Origin of the sequence: Amycolatopsis sp. NPDC051372, from assembly GCF_040682095.1 — a bacterium.
In the GTDB taxonomy this organism is placed as follows: Bacteria; Actinomycetota; Actinomycetes; order Mycobacteriales; family Pseudonocardiaceae; genus Amycolatopsis.
Genome location: NZ_JBFBAF010000036.1, coordinates 22,384 through 41,174 on the forward strand (window position 1 = coordinate 22,384; position 18,791 = coordinate 41,174).

The window sequence follows — 18,791 nt, forward strand, 5'->3', positions numbered from 1 at the left end:
GCCGCCGCCGTGATCAACCGGCTGCGGTACGCGGGCGGTTCGTGATTTCCCTTCCGCCACAAGGAAAAGCCGGGACCTCACCAGACCCCGATCGACCCCGTTCGTTCATTGATCGTTCACTTCGAACTCCTCGTGCCGCGCGTCAAACGAGTTGCGGGGGCTGAAGGATCCGAGGAGACGCGTCGCGGGACGTGCGGAAGGTGGGTTCGTGAAACGCCGGTTGTCCATCGGGCTGGCTGTGGTTCTGGTGCTCGCCATCGTGGCCGTGATCGTGTGGGGGCGGTCCGGGAGCGACGAAGCGTCGGGAGGGGGTGACCTCACCGTCGTGCGCGGGGTGATCGGCTCGGAGAAGCAGGCCTTCTTCACCGACCAGCGCGTGGTTGACGCCTTTGCCAAGCACGGCCTGAAGGTGGAGGTCGACACCGCCGGCTCGCGCCAGATCGCGACCACCGTCGACCTCGCCAAGTACGAGTTCGCGTTCCCCTCGTCGTCGCCGGCGGCGCAGAAGATCCACCGCGACCGCAAGGTGACCACGGTGTACACGCCGTTCCAGTCGCCGATGGCGATCGCGACGTTCGAGCCGATCGTCTCGCTGCTGAGCGCCGCGGGCGCCGTGCACAAAGGCGCGGGCGACTACCAGGTGCTCGACATCGCGAAGTACCTGCAGCTCACCCAGGCCGGCACGCGCTGGGACCAGTTGCCGGGCAACACCTCCTACCCCGTGCGCAAGAACATCCTCGTGACGACCACCGACCCACGGGAGTCGAACTCCGCGGCGATGTACCTGTCGATCGTGTCGTTCGTGGCCAACGGCAACAACGTCGTCTCGACGCCGGACCAGGAAGCCGAAGTGCTGCCCCAGGTGTCGAAGCTGTTCCTCGACCAGGGGTACACGCAGAACAGCACCGAGGGGCCGTTCGAGGACTTCCTCTCGGCCGGCATGGGAAAGACGCCGCTCGCGCTGATCTACGAGTCGCAGTACGTGGATCGTCTCGTACGCCACGACGGGTCGATCCAGCCCGACATGCGGATGCTCTACACGGCGCCCACGGTGTACTCGAAGCACACGCTGGTTCCGTTCTCTCCCAACGCGGACAGGGTCGGCCAGCTGCTCTCGACCGATCCGGAGCTGGGCAAGCTCGCCGCCACGTTCGGCTTCCGCACCACGAACCCGCAGCAGTTCCGCGACGTCGTGGCCGCGGCCAAGGCCCCGGTGCCGGCCGATCTCGTGGACACGGTCGAGCCGCCGTCGTTCGAGACGCTGGAACGGCTGCTCGACGCGATCCAGAAGCAGTACTGATGGACGATTTCACCCTCACCCCGCCGGAGCCGGTGGCGGCGGTCCCCGTGGAGCGCGCCGCCGGGCTGATCGCGCTCGGTGACGACACGCGGGCCGACATCGCCCGACGCGCCGGTGAGTTCGTGACGCGGCTGGAAGCGCTCGACGTCAAGTCGCCCGAGTTCACCACGCTGCTCGACGAGCTCCTCGCCGTCGGCGAAGCGGACATGCGCGCGGCGGCCACGGTCGCGGGCACGATGCTCGACCGGTCGACGAAGGCGCTGGAATCCGCGCGTGGCTCCGTCGGCTCGCCGCAGCAGCAGGTGACCACGAGCCTGGTGGAGCTGCGCCGCACGGTCGCGGAGCTCGACCCGGCCAAGCTGCCGATCACCGGCCGCAAGCTGCTGGGCATCTTCCCGGCGGCCGCGAGTGCCAAACGCGCTCTCGACCGCTACCGCGCGGCCAACGAGCCCGTGAACGCGCTGGTCCGCGAGCTGCGTACCCGCCAGGACATGCTGCGGCGCGACAACGCGGCGCTCAAGGGCGAGCGCGAACGCCTGTGGGCCACGCTCGGCCGGCTCGCCGAGGCGGCGGCGTTCGCGGAGGCCGTGGACGGGGCGATCGACCGGCAGGCCGGCGTCTTCGACCTCACGGATCCCGCGCACGCCAACGCTTTGCGCGCCGACATCCTGTACCCGATCCGCCAGCGCCACCAGGACGTGCTCACGCAGCTGGCCGTGAGCGCTCAGGGCTACCTCGCACTGGACCTGGTGCGCCGCACCAACGACGAGCTGATCCGCGGTGTCGAGCGGGCGGTGTCCACCACGGTCTCCGCGCTGCGCGTGGCCCTGCTGGTGAGCGCGGCGCTGGCCAACCAGCGCGACGTGCTCGACGAGGTCGCGGCCCTGCAGTCGACCACCGACGGCCTGCTGCGCGCGAACGCCGCGCTGCTGGAGTCGCAGAGCGCGGAGATCCGCAAGGCGTCGAGCGGCCCGGCGGTCGCCGTCGACACACTGCGTGACTCGTTCGACCGGATCTACTCGGCCCTCGACGCGATCGACGGGTTCAAGGCCGAGGCCGTGCTGCACATGGCGTCCACAGTGGAGTCGTTGTCCGGTGAGCTGCGGCGCGCCGAGGACCGGCTGCGCCGTTCGCACGAGGGGGAGCTGTGAAGAAACTCGCGGTACTGGCGCTCGCCGCCGCACTGCTGGTGACGGGGTGTTCGTCGTCGGATCCGAGCTCCGGCACCGACGGCGGGCCGCCCGAAGCCGGTACGTTGCGCATCCTCGCGGGCAGCGAGCTCGCCGACATGCAACCGGTGCTCGACGAGGCCGCGAAGGCCACGGGCGTGAAGGTGAAGTTCACGTTCACCGGCACGCTGGAGGGCGCCGAGTCGCTCTCCAACGGCAGCCTCGACGGCAAGTACGACGCCGTCTGGTTCTCCTCGAACCGTTACCCCGCGGGCATTCCCGAGGCGGCCAAGCGCCTGGGCAACCAGGTGAAGATCATGAGCTCGCCGGTGGTGCTGGGCCTGTCGCAGCCGGTCGCGCAGCGGCTCGGGTGGGACAAGTCGGCACCGACGTGGGGTGACATCGCCGCGGCGACGGGCAAGAAGGAGTTCACCTACGGGATGACCGACCCGTCGGCGTCCAACTCCGGCTTCTCGGCGCTGGTGGGCGTCGCGTCCGCGCTGGCCCACTCCGGCACGGCGATCGACGCGCAGCAGATCAGCGCCGTCACACCGCAGCTCACGCAGTTCTTCAGCGCGCAGGTGATGTCGGCCGGTTCGTCGGGCTGGCTCTCCGACGCGTTCCAGCGCCGCGCGACCGGCCAGGACCCGGGGGCGAAGGTCGACGGCCTGGTCAACTACGAGTCCGTGCTGCTGTCGATGAACTCCTCCGGCAAGCTGCCGCAGCCGCTGAAACTCATCTACCCCAGCGACGGCGTCGTCACTGCCGACTACCCGCTCACGCTGCTGACCCGCGCGAGCAACGACGCCCGCGACGCGCACCAGCGGCTCACCGACTACCTGCGCACGCCCGACGTGCAGCGGCGGATCATGCAGGTCACGCAGCGGCGTCCGGTGGTTCCGGGTGTGCAGCTCGGCGCGCAGTTCGTGCCCCACGACCTGGTCGAGCTGCCGTTCCCGGCGACACAGCAGGCCGTGGACGCGCTGCTTTCGGCCTACTTCAGCAAGATCCGCCGTCCGTCGCGCACGCTGTACGTGCTCGACACGTCGGGCTCGATGCAGGGCGACCGCATCCAGGCACTGCGCTCGGCGCTGGCCGGCCTCACCGGCGCGGACAACTCGCTCGTGGGGCGCTACCGGCAGTTCCGCAGCCGCGAGGAGGTGACGATGCTGCCGTTCAACACCGCGCCGGGCCAGCCGGTCACGTTCACCGTGCCCGAGCAGAACCCGCAGGGCGAGCTGGCGAAGATCAAGAGCTTCGCCGAAGGCCTGCAGGCCGACGGCGGCACCGCGATCTACGACAGCCTCGACCGCGCGTATCAGGTGATGGAACCGCTGGTGGCGCAGGACCCGGACCGGTTCAACTCGATCGTGCTGATGACGGACGGGCAGAACGAGAGCGGCTCGAACCTCGACGGCTTCAAGTCCTCCTTCGCGTCGCTGCCCGCGGCGATGAAGCAGAACCCGGTGTTCACGGTGCTGTTCGGCGAGGGCAGCGGCGACGAGCTCACGCAGGTCGCCACGATGACCGGCGGCAAGGTCTTCGATGCCCGCAACACCCAGCTGTCCAGTGTCTTCCAGGAGATTCGCGGGTACCAATGAGGCGTTGGTTCGGCTCCACCAAGAACATCGCCGGCTGCGTCGGCGGCCTGATCGGCCTCGTGCTGTACGCGGTCGGGGTGATCGGGCCGCTGTGGCTGATGTTCGTGGTCATGGCCGTGCTCTACACGGCGGGCGCGCTCGTCGCGCCGCCGGAGAAGGTGCGGCTCGTCGTCGACCCGACCGTGGAGGCGGCGCAGGTGCGCTCGTCGCTGGAGACGTTGGTGCAGACGGTGTCCAGCCACTCCGGGCGCCTGCCACCGTCCGCTGTGGACGGTGTGCGCCACGTCGCCGAGGTGCTGTCCGACCTGCTGAAGGACCCGCTGCGGCTCGCCTCGACGCCGGACCTGCAGTACCGCGTGCTGCTGCTCGCGCGCACGGATCTGCCGATGTCGGTGGAGACGTACCTGAACCTGCCGCGCTGGTTCGCCTCGCGGCGTGACGCGGACGGCACCAGTGCGGAGGACGAGCTCGCGAAGCAGCTGGACCTCCTGCGGGGCAAGGCGGAGAGGCTCGCCGGCGAGTACTACTCGGCGGACGTGAACCGCCAGGAGGACCACACGCGCTACCTCGGTGAAGAGTCTTGATGCCGGTTCGGTGATTTCCGACCGGATGGTTGTCAGACGCGTGTCTTAGTACTAGCTTCGTAAGAAGATCGTCTTACGAGGGAGTGCGCTGGTGGCAGGCACATCGGTAACGGGCACATCGGAACCGGGCTCGCGCCGGGAACAGGCCGAGGCGACTCGCGAGCTGCTCCTCCACACGGCGGAGCGGCTGTTCGCCGAACGCGGGCTCGCGCAGGTGTCCAACCGCCAGATCGTGGAGGCCGCCGGTCAGGCCAACAACTCCGCGCTGGCCTACCACGTCGGCACGCGCGAAGACCTGATCCGCGCCATCACGCGCTCGCACGTCGAGCCGATCGCCGCGCGGGCGCAGGAACGAGTGGCGGCCGTGCGGCGTTCGAAGCGGCCGCGCGACCACGTGGCCAGCCTCGTGCTGCCCTACACCGAGCACCTCGCGAGCCTCGGCAACCCCAGCTGGTGCGCCCGGTTCCTGGCGCAGGTCGTGACCGATCCGGCGCTCCTCGACGTGGAGGGCCTCGAGCCCGTGCTCGCGGTCGAGTTCGTCGAGGGCGCGGCCGCGGTGTGGGCGCACGTGACACCGTTTCCGGCCGCCGAATCGGCTCTGCGGAGCCAAACCGCGCGCGTCGCGGTGATCCACACGTGCGCGGAGCAGGAGCGGCTCGCCGCGACCACTGGCATGCCCGCCGACTGGGCGCTCGTCGGCGAGGCCCTGACCGACGCCCTCACCGGTTTGCTGACCGCTCCGCGTGTCCCCACCACCCGGAAGGACCGTCGATGACCGCCAGGAAACCGCCCACGATGCGCCGTCCCGTCCCACCGGAGATGCTGGAGCGCGGCAAGTGCCCGTTCGACCCGCCCGCCGTGCTCGCGGAGAAGGCGCCGGTGTCGCGGATCGAGCTGGTCAACGGCGCGCACGCCTGGGTGGTGACCGGCTACGAGCAGGCCCGCGCGGTGCTGGCCGACACGAGGTTCAGCTCCGACAACGTGCGCAACCGCAGCGCGATGGACCTGCGCCCCGACGAGGTCGGCGAGGCGCGCTGCCCCGTAGACGTGGTGCAGCGCGAGGACGGCCGGTTCCTGTTCATGGATCCGCCCGAGCACACGCGGCTGCGCCGGCTGCTCACCGGCCAGTTCACCGTGCGGCGCATGCAGTTGCTGGAAGAGCGGATCCGCGAGATCTCGATCGAACACCTCGACGCCATGCGCGCGGCCGGGAACGAGGGCGACGTCGTGCCCGCGTTCGCGCTGCCGTTGCCGTCGCTGGTGATCTGCGAACTGCTGGGCGTGGACTACGCGGACCGCGCCCAGTTCCAGGAGCACACCGGCATCGCGCTCAACCTGACCAAGAGCGACGAGGAGCGGGCGAAAGCCTCGGAGTCGATCTACGCGTTCATGCGCAAGCTGGTGGCGCACAAGCGAGAGCACCCGGCCGACGACCTCGTGTCCGGCCTGATCCACGGCGACGCCGACCCGGCGCTGACCGAGCAGGAACTGGTCGACATCGCGACTGTGCTGCTCGGCGCGGGCCACGAGACGACGGCGAACATGCTGGCGCTGGGCACTTTCGCGTTGCTCGAAAACCCGGACCAGCTGGCTCTGGTGCGCGAGGACCCGTCCGTGCTGGACAACGGCGTCGACGAGCTGCTGCGCTACCTGTCGATCATCCACATCGGACCGAACCGCGTCGCGACGGAGGACCTCGAGGTCGGCGGCGTCACGATCCCGGCGGGTGACACCGTGCTGATCTCGGTGCCGCAGGCCAACCGCGCGGCCGAGCACTGGCCGGAGCCGGAACGGCTGGACCTCAAGCGTCCGCGCACGCCGCACCTGGCGTTCGGACATGGGGTGCATCAGTGCCTGGGGCAGCAGTTGGCGAGGGCCGAGCTGCGGGTCGGGCTCGCGGAGCTGGTCGGCCGTCTGCCGGAGCTGCGCCTGGCGATTCCTGCCGAGGAAGTGCCGCTGCGCACGGACATGCTCGTCTACGGCGTGCATTCCCTGCCGGTGGCGTGGTCTTGAGCTTTACCGGAACCGGGGCAGCGTCAGCGTGAGCGCGGCTGTCGTGAGCCAAGCCAGCAGGTCGGGCAGCGGGACGCGGGAGAGGCGCTCGGGCCACTCGTCGGCGACGGTGTGGAGCACGAGCTCGTCCTCGGCCGGCCGCACGGCGGTGAGCCGCAGCCCCTTCGGCAGCTCGGGCAGCGGCAGTACGACGGGCCGGATCCGTTTCGGGGCGCGGAACTCCCGCTGTCCGATGTGGAGGGTCGTCGGGGTGAGCACCACGGCGTCCGTGGCGATGGCGGGCGTGAGCGTGAGCCGGCCCCAGCCGGGGTGCTTGGCCCAGCGCACCTGGAAGCCGTCGTCGTGCGGGGTTGTGACGAGACCAGGCCGGGCGTCGGCCACGCGTTCCCGCACGACGCTGCCGGGCACGGTGATGCCCAGCTCGACCTCACCCGGAACCACAGTGGGAGTCGGGAGACTGCGCAGGCGGACGTCCTTGGCCAGCAGGACAAAGCGGCGCAGCGGGATGGTGCTCGTCGCGGACGTCGGCCACTCGACGTCCTCGGCGACCAGGCGCACGTCGCCGAGGCGGCCGGTGGCCAGGCGCAGGGAATCGGCGGGGTAGTCGAGTTCGGTCAGGGTGAAGCGGGCTTCGCCGCCGTTGGCCTTCGCCGTGAGCCGGCGGCCGACGAGCTGTTCGGTGACCGTGCGGGCGAGGGCAGCCGGCGTGGCGGGCACGTTCGGCAGCAGGGAACGACCCGCCGCGGCGGCGAGGCCCGCGATTTCGGGCCAGCCCTCGAACCATCTGCCGTCGCTCACCCGGACATCGTATGGGGCGCGGTAACCGGTCGCTTCCGGCTGTGGCGTTCACCGCGCTTTTCGCCGGTATTGGCGTGAAACACGTTTGGCCGGGGCAAAAACGGGTCAGCGGGGGACGAGCCGCGCGATGATCCCGCTGACGACCAGCCAGAACACCGCGGCGAGGCCGTAGTTGAGGATGACTGCGAGGTCGGGGTTGCTCACCGGGAACAGACCCGGGAAGAACAGTGCGAGCGGGTCGGCCAATGACCGGATGAAGATGAAGAAGCCGTTCGCGGCGTTGGCGCCGGCGAGCAGCATCACCAGGTAGAGCACCTCGATGAACGCGAACAACGCGCCGATTCCGGTGATCACTCGGGCTGCCGTGTTGGTTCTGGTGGACGTTCGCCATCTGGACATGCTGGTTAATTCCCACTTCCGGGTGAGGGTGAAACGCGTCACCGGTCAAATTGCGCCGGTTGGTCGACGGGGCAGGCCGGCCGACGAGCGGTACGCGGCGGCTAGCCTGGCCGCGTGCCCCACACCGCTGAGCCCTCAGAGTCCGTGCCCCCAGAGTCCGAGCGTCCGGCGACCGAGCTGACCTTCCGCCGCGAAGACTGGTACGCCGAGGAGTTCACCGGGCGGCGGTTCGAGCGGTGCGAGTTCCACGAGGTCGACCTCACCGAGGCCGTCACTCGCGGTGTCTCGTTCGTCGACTGCGTGTTCGGCAACGTGCGCTTCAACGCCTCGAAGCACGTGGACACGGCGTTCACCGGCTGCGGTTTCACGCGCTGCAACCTGTTCGACGCGGAGTTCAGCGGGTGCAAGCTCGTGGGGAGCCGGTTCACCGAGTGCTCGCTGCGGCCGATGAAGGTGCTCGGGGGCGACTGGTCGTTCGCGGGACTCGCGGGCGCGGACCTGCGCGGCTCGACCTTCCAGGGCGTGCGGATGCGCGAGGCCGACCTCACGCGCGCGGACTGCACGGGGGCCACGTTCGCCGACGTCGATCTGTCGGGTGCCGAGCTGCTGGAGGTGAAGTTCGGTGGCGCCGAACTGCGGGGGAGTGACCTGTCGGCGCTCGACCCGGTGCACGCCGAGCTCGGCGGGGCGATCGTGTCGCCTGAACAAGCTACGGTGCTGGTGACATCGCTCGGACTGCACGTTCGCGGGTAGGCTGCGCTGGGCGTCGGAGGGTTGGCGAAAGGAGTCCGCGATGGGTGTCATCACGCCGGGGTTCGCCGGTCGCGCCCGCGGCGGCAACCCGCGGCTGCCGCCCGGCCAGTACCTCACGGAGGACTTCCCCGTGCTGTCGGCGGGCCCGACGCAGCGCGTGCACCTGGACAAGTGGGAGTTCGCGGTCACCACGGAGAAGGGCGAGAAGCGCTCGTGGTCGTTCGGCGAGCTGACCGCCCTGCCGAGCGAGAAGTTCACCGTGGACATCCACTGCGTCACGCAGTGGTCCAAGCTCGACACGCGCTGGCGCGGCGTGCCCGTGGAGACGCTGATCGGCGACCTCGACACCGCCGCCGACTACGTGCTCGTGCACTCCTACGGCGGCTACACCACCAACCTGCCGCTCGCCGACCTGCTCGACGGGCAGGCGTGGATCGCGTACGAGTACAACGGCAAGCCGCTCACCCCGGAACACGGCGGGCCGGCGCGGCTGCTGGTGCCGCACCTGTACCTGTGGAAGTCGGCGAAGTGGGTGCGTGGGCTGGAACTTGCCACGAAGGACGAGCCGGGCTTCTGGGAGTCCTCCGGCTACCACGACTACGGAGACCCATGGCGCGAACAGCGGTATCAGGGCGACTAGCTTGGCGCGTCGCGTACCTCGCGGAGATCCGCCAGGAGACGCCGACGGCCCGCACCCTCGTGCTCGACGTCCCCGGCTGGCCCGGCCACCTCGCGGGCCAGCACGTCGACGTCCGCCTCACCGCCGCCGACGGCTACACCGCCCAGCGCAGCTACTCCCTCGCCGCGCCCTCCGACGGCGACCGTCTCGAGCTGACGGTCCAGCGCGTCCCCGGCGGCGAGGTCTCGGAACACCTCACGGGCCCCTACGCCGTGGGCGACCCCGTCGAGATCCGCGGCCCGATCGGCGGCTGGTTCGTCTGGCGCCCCACCGACCCCGCCCCCGTCCTGCTCGTCGCGGGCGGCTCCGGCGTGGTGCCGCTGATGGCGATGATCCGCGCCCGCCGCGCCGCCGGGAGCCGCGCGTTGTTCCGCCTGGTGTACTCCGTGCGGACCCCCGCAGACCTCTACTACGCCACCGAGCTGCGCAAGCCGTACGCCGGCCTGGACGTCACGTACGTCTACACCCGCGAACTCCCCGACGGCGCCCCGGGGATTCCGCGGCGCATCAGCGTCGCGACCCTCAACACGGCTAGCTGGCCCGCGGACTTCGGGCCTACCACGTTCGTCTGCGGGCCCACCGCTTTTGTGGAGACAGTGGCCGACGCTCTGCTGGCTCTGGGCCACTCGCCGCACTCGATCCGCACGGAACGCTTCGGCCCCAGCCGCGACTGACTGAGGCGCCTGCTGTGGCTTAGGACAGGTCGGGTTTGGCGAGCAGTTCCCGGAGCGTCGCGTGCAGTTCACGCCGGTCGGCGGCGCCGTCGCTTCCGGACGGGGCGGCCTTGCGCCGCGCCGACTTCGCCAGTGGCCGCGGGCTTGGGCAGTTGCCGGTGCGCCGGGGCCGGCAGCGTTGTGCGGGTTCGGCCCCAGCGGCGACTGACTGACGCGCCTGCTGCGCCTCAGGACAGGTCGGGTTTGGTGAGCAGTTCCCGCAATGTCGCGAGCAGTTCCCGGAGCGTCGCGAGCAGCTCACGCCGGTCCGCGGCGCCGTCGCTTCCGGACGGGGCGGCCTTGCGCCGCGCCGACTTCGCCAGTGGCCGCAGGCTTGGGCAGTTGCCGGTGCGCCGGGGCCGGCAGCGTTGTGCGGGTTCGGCCCCAGCGGCGACTGACTGACCCGCCCGCCGCGCCTCAGGACAGGTCGGGTTTGGCGAGCAGCTCCCGGAGCGTCGCGAGCAGCTCACGCCGGTCCGCCGCACCCAGCTTGGCCCGGATCCGCGCCATGTGGTGTTCGACGGTTTTGCCGGAGATGAACAGCTTGCTGCCGGCCTGTTTGTACGTCAGGCCGTCGACGACGAGGCGGGCGACTTCGAGCTCGCGTTCGCTCAGGGTGCTGAGGCCGGGGGCGGCGCCGGGTTCCGGGGTGGCGGATTCGCGGCGGCCGGTGCCGGCCTGGAACTGGCGGGCGGCTTCGAGGAGCTGGACCATGGCTTTGCGGTCGGACGTGCGGATGGCGGCCTGGCCGGCCAGCCGGGCGGCGTCCCAGCAGAGGTCGAGTTCGTGGAGTTCGGCGGCGGCCGCGGAGACTTCGTCGTGGTCGAAGGCGCCGCCGAGGACCGCGAGCCAGCACGTGGCGGCGCGGGCCAGCGCCGCGGGGTAACGGCCGTGGCCGGCGAAGCTCGTCAGGGCGGCCAGCTGGTGGGAAGCGGTGTCCAGGTCTTCCACGGTGATGGCGGCGTGCAGCTCGTGCCAGCACAGGGAGACCGTCCACAGTGGAGGGTTGCCGAGCTCGCCGAGCATGGCGTGGGCGTGGCGAAGCTGCCGCGTGAGCTTCGCGTGCGCGCCGGTGCGGGCGGCGGCGATGGCCAGCTCGCCCAGCGGCAGCAGGGTGAACAGGTCGGTCTGCTGCCGCATTGACGCCTGGTACGCGCGGTCCCACGACTGCTGCAGCCCCACCAGGTCGCTCGCGCGCCGGGCGAGGCCGAGTTCGAGCGTCGCGAAGAAGAGCTCGTCGCGGGCTTCGAGGCGGGTGCCCGCCACGGCGTCGCGGTGTTCGGCGGCGGCCGTGAGGTGCCCGCTGGTCATCGCGACCCAGCCGAGCAACAGCCGGTGCCGCGCGGTGAGCAGGTCGCCGCCGACGTCGCTGGCCAGCGCGCGGTCCAGCACCGATTCGGCCAGCCCCAGCTCACCCGAGTGCAGCCCGACGAGCGCGGCCAGCGCGGCCGGGCTGTCCGGCAGCGGGGCGCCCGTGGCGGCCGGCTCCAGCATCGCGGCCGCCCCGACGAGCGCCGAGAGCGTGTCCGCGCCCTGCCCGCTCACCGAGTCGACGATGCCGCCGGCCGTCCGCGCCACTGCGCCGGCGAACAACGTCGGCGCCACCCCGGGCACGGGCGCGTCAACCAAGGTCCGCGCCGCGTCCAGCTGGCCGGACCCGACGAGCGCGATCGCGGCGAACGCGTTCGCGGCCCCGCGCCCGGCCCACCGGTACACCTCGGGCCCGCGGGCGTTGTTCCACGAAGGCGCCCAAACCTCCCCGGGCACGGGCGCGTTGTGGCCGGGTGTCGGTCGGGGCGCGCCCCAGGTCGACGCGGTCAGATCCGGCCCGGCGTCACCGTCGCCGAAACCGGGCGCACAAGCGTCCGCCGCCGCGGCCCACCGATAGAGCTCCGCACTCCGCGCCAGCTCACCCCGGTGCGCCAACACCGTCGCGGCGATCTCCGCCCCGGCGGCCCGCGCCTCGGGATCGTCGCCGCTCAACATCCCGTCACCCAGCCGCAGCGCCGTGTCCAGGTCACCCGACAACGCCGCCGCCCGGGCCCACCCCGTCGTCACGGCCGTGTCGCGCGCCCCCGCCTCGGCGGCGGCTCCGAACAGCCGCGCCGCCAGCTTCGTGTCCCCGGGCAACGCCTCACCCGCGGCCGCCGCGAAGGCAGCCGCCGCGCTCGCACCCGAACTTCCCGTGTCCAGCAACGACTTCGCCAGCTCCAGCACGGGCAACCCGCCCCGCAGCTGGATTTCCACGAGCTGCTGCAACACCGTCAGCCGACGAGCCGGCGGTCCGTACGTCCGCACGGCCTCCGCGGCGACCGGCAACAACCCGTCGTTCGCGTCGAGCAGCCCCGTCGCGCGGGCACCGTCGACGACCTCGGGCAACCGATCCGGCGCCAGCTCCAGCAAGGCGCACAGCAGGTCGAGATTGCGGCCGGCCCCGGCCTCCGCGGCGATCAAGTACCGCAGCACGTCGTCGTCGAGCTCCGCCAGCTCGGCCCGGAACTCGCCGAGCTGCCCGGTCACCGCGCGCTCCACCAGCCTCGGCACCCCGCCGGTGCGGGAGTGCAACGCGGCGGCAGCCGTCCCGTCGACGAGCCGGCCCGTGAGCTGCCGCGCGAGCGCCCCGACCTCCTCGGCGTCCAGCGGCGGCAGCGCCACCTGACGGGCGAAGGGTTCCGCCAACGCTCGCAACGCTTCCGAACGCGGGTTCGGCCGGTGCGCCAGCACGACCGGTCCCGCCAGCGCCGTCAGTCTCGCCACGTCCTCCTCGCCGAGCTGGTCGGCGTCGTCGACGAGCGTCGCGTCGACGCCGGCCTCGCGGCAGCCCGACTCGAGAGCGCCGAGCAGCGTGGTCTTGCCGTAGCCACCGGGCGCGACGACCACGAGCCGCGCGGGCGTGGCGGTCGCAGCCGCCAGCTCGGCGAGGAGCAGGCGCGCAACGGGGTGGACGGCGTCGGTGCCGGTTTTCGCCAGCAGTGCGTTCAACAGTGACCTTCACCGGTGGGGGCCGCGCCCGGGCGGGCGCATGACGTGAGGGACGCGGGGTGGGCCGGGGCGGTTCCCTTGTCCGCCGTGGCTTCGTGGGAGGAGAGGGCGGCGATCAGGACCGAGGAACCGATCGCGAGCACCGCGGCGGCCGCGGCGAGCGGACGCCAGCGGCGCAGCAGTTTCGCGGCGCCTTCGGACGGGGGCAGTTCGAACGGCGTGATGTCCACCGGCGGCGGGGAGGGCCGCTCGGCGAGCTCGGGCACCGAGTCGACCTTGGGGATCAGGGTCGTCTCCGCGACGGGCTGCTCCCGCCGGGCGGGCGGGCTCATCCGTTGAGCGGCGAGGCTACTGGCTCCGAACGCGGCCGTGAGCGGGGGCTGGGGTGAGGCGAACACGGGGCACGGCAACCGGCCCGGCAGCGCCCCCGGCCCGGGTTCACCGGAGAACACGATGCCCGCCAACGCGTCGGGCAGCACCGAAATCCCGTGGGCGAGCGCGAAAGCCGTGCTCACAGCCGCCGCGGGCGCCACGCCCTCGGTGCTCGTGCGCGCCACCCAGCCGCCCGAGCCGGACGCCGTGGCGAGCGTGACGGTGACGCCGTCGGGCCCGAACTCGCACACCGCCGCCGTCCGGTCGCCGGGTCCGGGATCGGGCAGATGGGCATAAAGGGCGCCAATGGAACTGGGCACCAAAGTCACGGCGGCGAAGCCGGATTCACCCAGCGCTCGTCGCAGAAGGTCACGCCGGTAGTCGCCCCAATCACCGGGGTGGGTGACGACGAGGTGGCGGGGTGCTCCTCCGAGTTGAGCGCCCGCGTGCTCCGCGATGCCCTCGACGAGGACTGCGGTGAGTGACTCCGGCGAGAACCGCTCGCCCCCGACGAACACGGGGACGTCGTCGCCGATGCGGCGGTGGAACCCCGTCAGCAATCGAGACGGAACGCTCGTTCCGGCGCGCGCCGCGGCGTCACCGGTGAGCAGATAACCCTCATCGTCCAGGAATAACGCGGTGGCCGCGGCCGGCGAACTCTCGCCGAGCCACAGCGGTTCGGGGGCGCCCCAGCCGTCGGCAAGCTTCCGGCGGGTGGCGGCGTGGGTCCGGGCGTGGGCGACATCGATGCCGAGCACATAGGGCAACGCCGCTTCCTCCCTTCGTCGCACTGGGACGGGCCAAGGAGAGCAATCCGCCCCCTAGGGGAACGCCATCCTCACCCGTTCGGGTCATCCGGGCAAGCTCGGGTGGGATTTACCCAACCGAGCCCCCGAACGGATGAGCCCGTAACTCCCTAACGATCTCATATCGACCCCCTAACGGCTGAGCGAGCTGCGACTGTTAGTGAACGCCGATGTGAACGGGGGTGCGGAGCCGGTTTCGAGGGGCCGTCCCGGAGGGGTGCGCAGCCGGATCCCCGGGCCCCCGGCGATCCTCACGCGTTCGGGTCACCGGCGACGCGCGAATGTCGGTTTTAACCCCACTGGTGGGCCGATGAGTCACCCCCGCTCCCTAACGGGGAGCCGGCGACCCCCTAACGGCGGAACGCGCGACAACTGGGAGTGAACCCCGATGTGGACCGGGCGCCCCGTCTCTACCTTCATCGGCAACCTGGCCGGGGACGGCCGGGCCAATCCCCCGCAGTCAACACCTCTGGAGATCCCCACATGGACCCGGTGCAGACCCTGCACGATTTCACGCTCACCCTGCTCAGCGACCCGATGTCGCTGGCCGCCTTCGCCCAGGACCCGCAGGCCGCCCTGCAGGCCGCCGGCCTCGGCGACATCAGCGCCGCCGACGTGCACGAGGTCATGCCGCTGGTGCTCGACTACATCCCGGTCGACGACCTGGGCGCGCTCCCCGCCCTGCCGCAGGCGGGCGACCTCACCGGTGTCCTCGCCGACGGCCCCGCGGGCGCCATCGAGCAGCTGCAGGCGCTCACCTCGTCGCTGGGCCTGCCCGGCGTCGACGGCCTCTCGGTCCCGACCCTCCCGGCCGTCCCGGGTCTGCCGGCGCTGCCGGCCGTCGGCGAGCTGCCTGCCGTGGGCGACCTCCCGGTCGTGGGCGAGCTGCCCGCCGTCGGCACGCTGTCCGGCGTGACCGACCTGCAGAACACCGCCGCGGGCGTCACCGCCCTCGCGCAGGACCCGACCAGCGCCTTCGGCCTGGTCAACGACCTCTCGGGCGGCCTCGACGCCGGTGCCGTCAGCGGCGCCGTCGCGCAGGTCCAGGACGTCGCCGGCCAGGTCACCGGTGCCGTCGACGGCTCCGCGCCGCTCCACGCGAGCGACCTGCCGGTCGCCGGTGGCGCCATGGCCCCCGTGGGTGGCCTGACGAGCAACCTCGCCCAGGCCGCCGGCGGCGTCGAGGGTCACGTCAGCGACCTCGCGGGCTCCGTCACCGACCAGGTCGGCAACCTCACCAGCGGCCTCGGTGCCGGCGGCCTGGACCACGCCGTGGGCGGCGTGACCAACGAGGTTCAGGGCCTCACGCACTCGGTCGTCCCGGACCTGGGCGGCGAGCGCGCCGACACCCACACCGGCACCGACGCGCACACGGGCACCGACGCCGGCCTCGGCGCGGTGCACGACACCGTCTCGACCGTCACGGACCTGGGCCAGCACACGCTGGGCATCGACCTCCAGGCCGGCGTCGAGACCAGCCACGGCGGCGGCGGGCTCGACCTGCACCTGTGATCCACAGGCATTGACGGGAGTGGCTCCGCGGTCTGGGTGCGACCGCGGAGCCACCACCCGGTTCGCTCACTCCTCGTGCACGGGGGACACTCCTTCGACGTGACCGCTTCCGCTTGGCTCGAAGTGCTCGACGAGACCTTGGACGCCTGCCGGTCCCACGGCCGCGAAGACCTGGTGCAACGTCTGCGCCGGCGCCGCGACCGGCCGCCAGGCGCGACCCGAGTCGCCGTGCTGGGTTTTCCCAAGCAGGGCAAGGGCTACCTGGTCAACGCCGTGCTCAACGCACCCGTCTGCGCCGTCGGCGACGCCGCGACGCCCGCCGTGCCGGTCGAGATCGGCTACTCGGCCGAACCCACGGCCACGCTCGTGGGCCGCGGCAACGAACGCGTGCCCGTGCCGGTCGAAAAGCTGACCGGCGAACTCGGCGCACGCCCCCCGGGCTCGCTGCGCCGTGTGGACGTCGGCGTGCCGCGCGAACTGCTTTCGGCGGGCCTCGTGCTCGTCGACACCCCCGCGATCGGCGACCCGCGCTCGCCGCGCACCGCCGCCGCCCTCGACGTGCTGGCCGACGCCGACGCCGTCGTGCTCGTCTCCGACGCCACGACCCCGCTCAGCGAGGCGGAGGTCGCGCTCGCCCACCACGTCCGCACGTGGTGCCCCCACGTCGTGGTCGCCCTGACCAAGATCGACGTCTGCCCGAGCTGGCGCGCCGTCGCCGAACGCGACCGCGCGCTGCTGGCAGGCGCCGGCATCGACTCGCCCGTGCTGCCCGTGTCGGCCACCGTGCGCATGGCCGCGGCGAAGGCGGGGGACCAGGACCTCAACTCGCGCTCCGGCTTCCCCCCGCTGCTCACGTGGATCGCCGAGCAGGCCGCGCGGCCGCCCGAGCACACGAGCGCCGTGCTGGCGGCCCTGAGCGTGCGTGCGGCGACCGCCGAGCTCGTGGAGACGCTGCGGGCCCGTGCGGAGCTCGCCGGGCAGGACGCGGGCGTGGACCAGACGACCCTGCTGCACCGCGCGCAGCGCAAGGCCGACGAGCTGCGCAAGCGCAACACCCGCTGGCAGAACCTGCTGGCCGACGAGATCGCCGACCTGCAGTCCGACGCCGAGTACGACCTGCGCGAGCGCACCCGCAAGATCGTCGAGACCATCGACGAGACCTTCGACAAGGGCGACCCGGTGAAGGTGTGGGACGAGTTCGGGCCGTGGCTCGACAAGACGCTCGCCGAGGCCGTGGAGACGAACTACAACTTCACCGCCGACCGCGCGGAGTGGATCGCCCAAGCCGTCGCCGCGGCGTTCGGGGCGCAGTACGACCTGCACGACCTGCGGCTCGGGGAATCGGGTGCCGAGCTCATCGCCGACGTCCGCCAGCCGCGCATCGAGGGGTTCAAGATCGGGCAGAAGCTGTTCACGGGTCTGCGTGGTTCCTACGGCGGTGTGCTCATGTTCGGCCTCGTCACGAGCCTCGCCGGGCTGCCGCTGATCAACCCCGTTTCGCTCGGCGCGGGCGCGGCCTTCGCGGCGAAGACGATCAGCGACGAGGGAGGCATGCGGCTGCAGCGCCGCCAAGCGGTGGCGAAGATGACCGCGCAGCGCCACGTCGACGACGTCTTCCTGCGCTTCTCCAAGGAGTGCCGCGACGCGATCCGCCATGTGCAGCGGAAGCTGCGCGACCACTTCACCGGCTTGGCCGAGGAGCTGGCCGACCAGCTCGCGCGCGAGCGCGAGACGATCATCGCCGGCTCGGCCGAGCGCGAACGGCGGATGGTGAAGCTGCGCCGCGAGATCGAGCGGCTGGCCGGTCTGCACCAGCGCGCCGGCGAGCTGGGTGTGCTCGCGGGCCGCGCGCCGAGGGAGCTGCCGGCGTGACCGAGGACGTCCGCGGCCTGCTGGCCGAAGCCTGCGGCCTCTACCGCGACAGCTCACGCGCTGCCGCGTCGCTGCACGAAGCACTCAACCACCTCGACGAACCGCTGCGCGTCGGCATCACCGGCGCGCCGGGCACGGGCAAGTCGACGCTCGCCGCGGCACTCGGCGAAACACGGTCGTTGCGCGATCTGACGCTCGTCGACGACCCGTCCGCCTCGGTAGTGACCGACGCGACCGTGCGGCTGCTGCGCCACCTCGAGCCCGACGAGCTGGCGAGCACGCACCCGGCCGCGCGCTCGGCGTTTGCGCGGCAGACGGCCGTGGACACGGTCCTGGTCCTCGCGCGCGCCGACGAAACGGGCGCGGGCCGCATCGACGCGCTGCTCACGGCCAAGCAGCTGGCGCGCCGGGCGTGGCGCGAAGACCCGCTGTGCAGCGGAGCGCAGGGCGTGATCGCCGTAGCTGCGCAGCTCGCGTACGGCGCCCGCGCGTTCACCGACGACGAGTTCGAGCTGCTGGCCGCGTTCGCCGCCGTGCCGCGCGAGGAGCTGGAGCGCTACCTGCTGTCGGTGGACGCGTTCACCGATCCCGCGTTCCCGGGGCCGGTTTCGGTGGACACGCGGCGTTCGCTGGTTTCGCGGTTCGGGTTGTTCGGGGTGAAGCTGGCGCTGACGTTGATCCGCACGGGCAGCGACAGCCGCGTGAAGCTGTCCACGGAGCTCGTGCGGCGCAGTGGTCTGGGGGAGCTGCGGGACACCGTCGCGGGGTGCTTCGCGGCGCGCGCTGAGGCGCTGAAGGCGCGTACGGCCGTGGTGCGGCTGGAAACCGTGCTGCAGAACGAACCGCGGCCGGGCAGTGACCGGCTGAAGGCGCGCGTGGAGCGCTTCGCGGCGACCGCCCACGACTTCACGGAGCTGCGCCTGATCGCCGACATCCGCGGTGGCCGGACCGCGCTGTCCGGTGAGCCCGCGGACGAGGCCGTGCGGCTGCTGGGGGCGCAGGGGACGACGCCGGAGGAACGGCTGGGCCTCGACTTCGAGACGGACCCGCGGGAGGTCTACGCCGCCGGTGCGGACGCCGTGCTGCGGTGGCGGCACGAGGCCGAGCGGCAGGATCGCCCGCCGGCCGAGCGCGCGGCCGCGCACGTGGTGGTGCGCAGCGCCGAAGGGGTGCTGGCGCTCTTCGCCTGAGCGAGTTTCCCCTGGCCGGGGTGTTGACGGCGGGGGTTTCGGCGCCGC

The 18,791-nt window shown here is 71.9% G+C and carries 16 protein-coding genes; 12 read left to right on the plus strand and 4 right to left on the minus strand.

The window, feature by feature from the left end; all coding sequences use genetic code 11:
* Positions 1-208 precede the first annotated feature (208 nt).
* The 6 genes from AB0M56_RS40500 to AB0M56_RS40525 all read left to right on the plus strand — a co-directional run bounded on the left by AB0M56_RS40500 (position 209) and on the right by AB0M56_RS40525 (position 6,667).
* Entirely contained in the window at positions 209-1,300 is a 1,092-nt protein-coding gene (locus AB0M56_RS40500; RefSeq protein ID WP_364186211.1) for a hypothetical protein, read from the plus strand.
* Positions 1,300-2,451, plus strand: a complete 1,152-nt coding sequence (locus AB0M56_RS40505) for a toxic anion resistance protein (protein WP_364186213.1) — start codon at positions 1,300-1,302, stop codon at positions 2,449-2,451. Before AB0M56_RS40500 ends, AB0M56_RS40505 begins: the two co-directional genes overlap by 1 nt.
* Positions 2,448-4,070, plus strand: coding sequence for a substrate-binding and VWA domain-containing protein (locus AB0M56_RS40510; RefSeq protein ID WP_364186214.1), 1,623 nt, complete (start codon positions 2,448-2,450; stop codon positions 4,068-4,070). The genes AB0M56_RS40505 and AB0M56_RS40510 overlap by 4 nt, the downstream gene beginning before the upstream one ends.
* Positions 4,067-4,654 (plus strand): hypothetical protein, encoded by a 588-nt coding sequence (locus AB0M56_RS40515; protein ID WP_364186215.1) that lies wholly within the window; start codon positions 4,067-4,069, stop codon positions 4,652-4,654. The genes AB0M56_RS40510 and AB0M56_RS40515 overlap by 4 nt, the downstream gene beginning before the upstream one ends.
* A gap of 91 nt (positions 4,655-4,745) precedes the next feature.
* Positions 4,746-5,429, plus strand: coding sequence for a TetR/AcrR family transcriptional regulator (locus AB0M56_RS40520; RefSeq protein WP_364186216.1), 684 nt, complete (start codon positions 4,746-4,748; stop codon positions 5,427-5,429).
* On the plus strand, positions 5,426-6,667 hold the full coding sequence (locus AB0M56_RS40525; protein WP_364186218.1) for a cytochrome P450: 1,242 nt from the start codon (positions 5,426-5,428) through the stop codon (positions 6,665-6,667). The genes AB0M56_RS40520 and AB0M56_RS40525 overlap by 4 nt, the downstream gene beginning before the upstream one ends.
* A 3-nt stretch (positions 6,668-6,670) precedes the next feature.
* Here AB0M56_RS40525 and AB0M56_RS40530 read toward each other — a convergent pair whose 3' ends face one another.
* The gene (locus AB0M56_RS40530) at positions 6,671-7,465 is read right to left on the minus strand and encodes a hypothetical protein (protein WP_364186220.1); all 795 of its coding nucleotides are present in this window, start codon (positions 7,463-7,465) and stop codon (positions 6,671-6,673) included.
* Between the two features lie 105 nt (positions 7,466-7,570).
* A complete protein-coding gene (locus AB0M56_RS40535; protein ID WP_364186222.1) occupies positions 7,571-7,864 on the minus strand; it encodes a hypothetical protein in 294 nt (97 codons plus the stop codon).
* A gap of 144 nt (positions 7,865-8,008) precedes the next feature.
* Between AB0M56_RS40535 and AB0M56_RS40540 the strand changes: the two genes are divergently transcribed.
* From AB0M56_RS40540 to AB0M56_RS40550, 3 genes are read left to right on the plus strand one after another with little or no spacing between them, the layout of a single operon-like run.
* The gene (locus AB0M56_RS40540) at positions 8,009-8,617 is read left to right on the plus strand and encodes a pentapeptide repeat-containing protein (RefSeq protein ID WP_364186317.1); all 609 of its coding nucleotides are present in this window, start codon (positions 8,009-8,011) and stop codon (positions 8,615-8,617) included.
* A gap of 40 nt (positions 8,618-8,657) precedes the next feature.
* A complete protein-coding gene (locus tag AB0M56_RS40545) occupies positions 8,658-9,257 on the plus strand; it encodes a sulfite oxidase-like oxidoreductase (protein ID WP_364186223.1) in 600 nt (199 codons plus the stop codon).
* Positions 9,227-9,970 carry a ferredoxin reductase gene (locus tag AB0M56_RS40550; RefSeq protein WP_364186225.1) on the plus strand — a complete coding sequence of 248 codons (744 nt, stop codon included), beginning with the start codon at positions 9,227-9,229 and terminating at the stop codon, positions 9,968-9,970. The genes AB0M56_RS40545 and AB0M56_RS40550 overlap by 31 nt, the downstream gene beginning before the upstream one ends.
* A 456-nt stretch (positions 9,971-10,426) precedes the next feature.
* Here AB0M56_RS40550 and AB0M56_RS40555 read toward each other — a convergent pair whose 3' ends face one another.
* The gene (locus AB0M56_RS40555) at positions 10,427-12,991 is read right to left on the minus strand and encodes a helix-turn-helix transcriptional regulator (RefSeq protein WP_364186227.1); all 2,565 of its coding nucleotides are present in this window, start codon (positions 12,989-12,991) and stop codon (positions 10,427-10,429) included.
* The gene (locus AB0M56_RS40560) at positions 12,988-14,130 is read right to left on the minus strand and encodes a molecular chaperone DnaK (RefSeq protein ID WP_364186228.1); all 1,143 of its coding nucleotides are present in this window, start codon (positions 14,128-14,130) and stop codon (positions 12,988-12,990) included. Before AB0M56_RS40560 ends, AB0M56_RS40555 begins: the two co-directional genes overlap by 4 nt.
* 522 nt (positions 14,131-14,652) lie before the next feature.
* Here AB0M56_RS40560 and AB0M56_RS40565 point away from each other — a divergent pair.
* The 3 genes from AB0M56_RS40565 (at position 14,653) to AB0M56_RS40575 (ending at position 18,743) form a co-directional block, all read left to right on the plus strand.
* Positions 14,653-15,681, plus strand: a complete 1,029-nt coding sequence (locus AB0M56_RS40565) for an IniB N-terminal domain-containing protein (RefSeq protein WP_364186230.1) — start codon at positions 14,653-14,655, stop codon at positions 15,679-15,681.
* 99 nt (positions 15,682-15,780) lie between these two features.
* Positions 15,781-17,553, plus strand: a complete 1,773-nt coding sequence (locus AB0M56_RS40570) for an isoniazid inducible protein IniA (protein ID WP_364186232.1) — start codon at positions 15,781-15,783, stop codon at positions 17,551-17,553.
* Positions 17,550-18,743, plus strand: coding sequence for a GTPase (locus tag AB0M56_RS40575; RefSeq protein WP_364186234.1), 1,194 nt, complete (start codon positions 17,550-17,552; stop codon positions 18,741-18,743). Before AB0M56_RS40570 ends, AB0M56_RS40575 begins: the two co-directional genes overlap by 4 nt.
* Positions 18,744-18,791 lie beyond the last annotated feature (48 nt).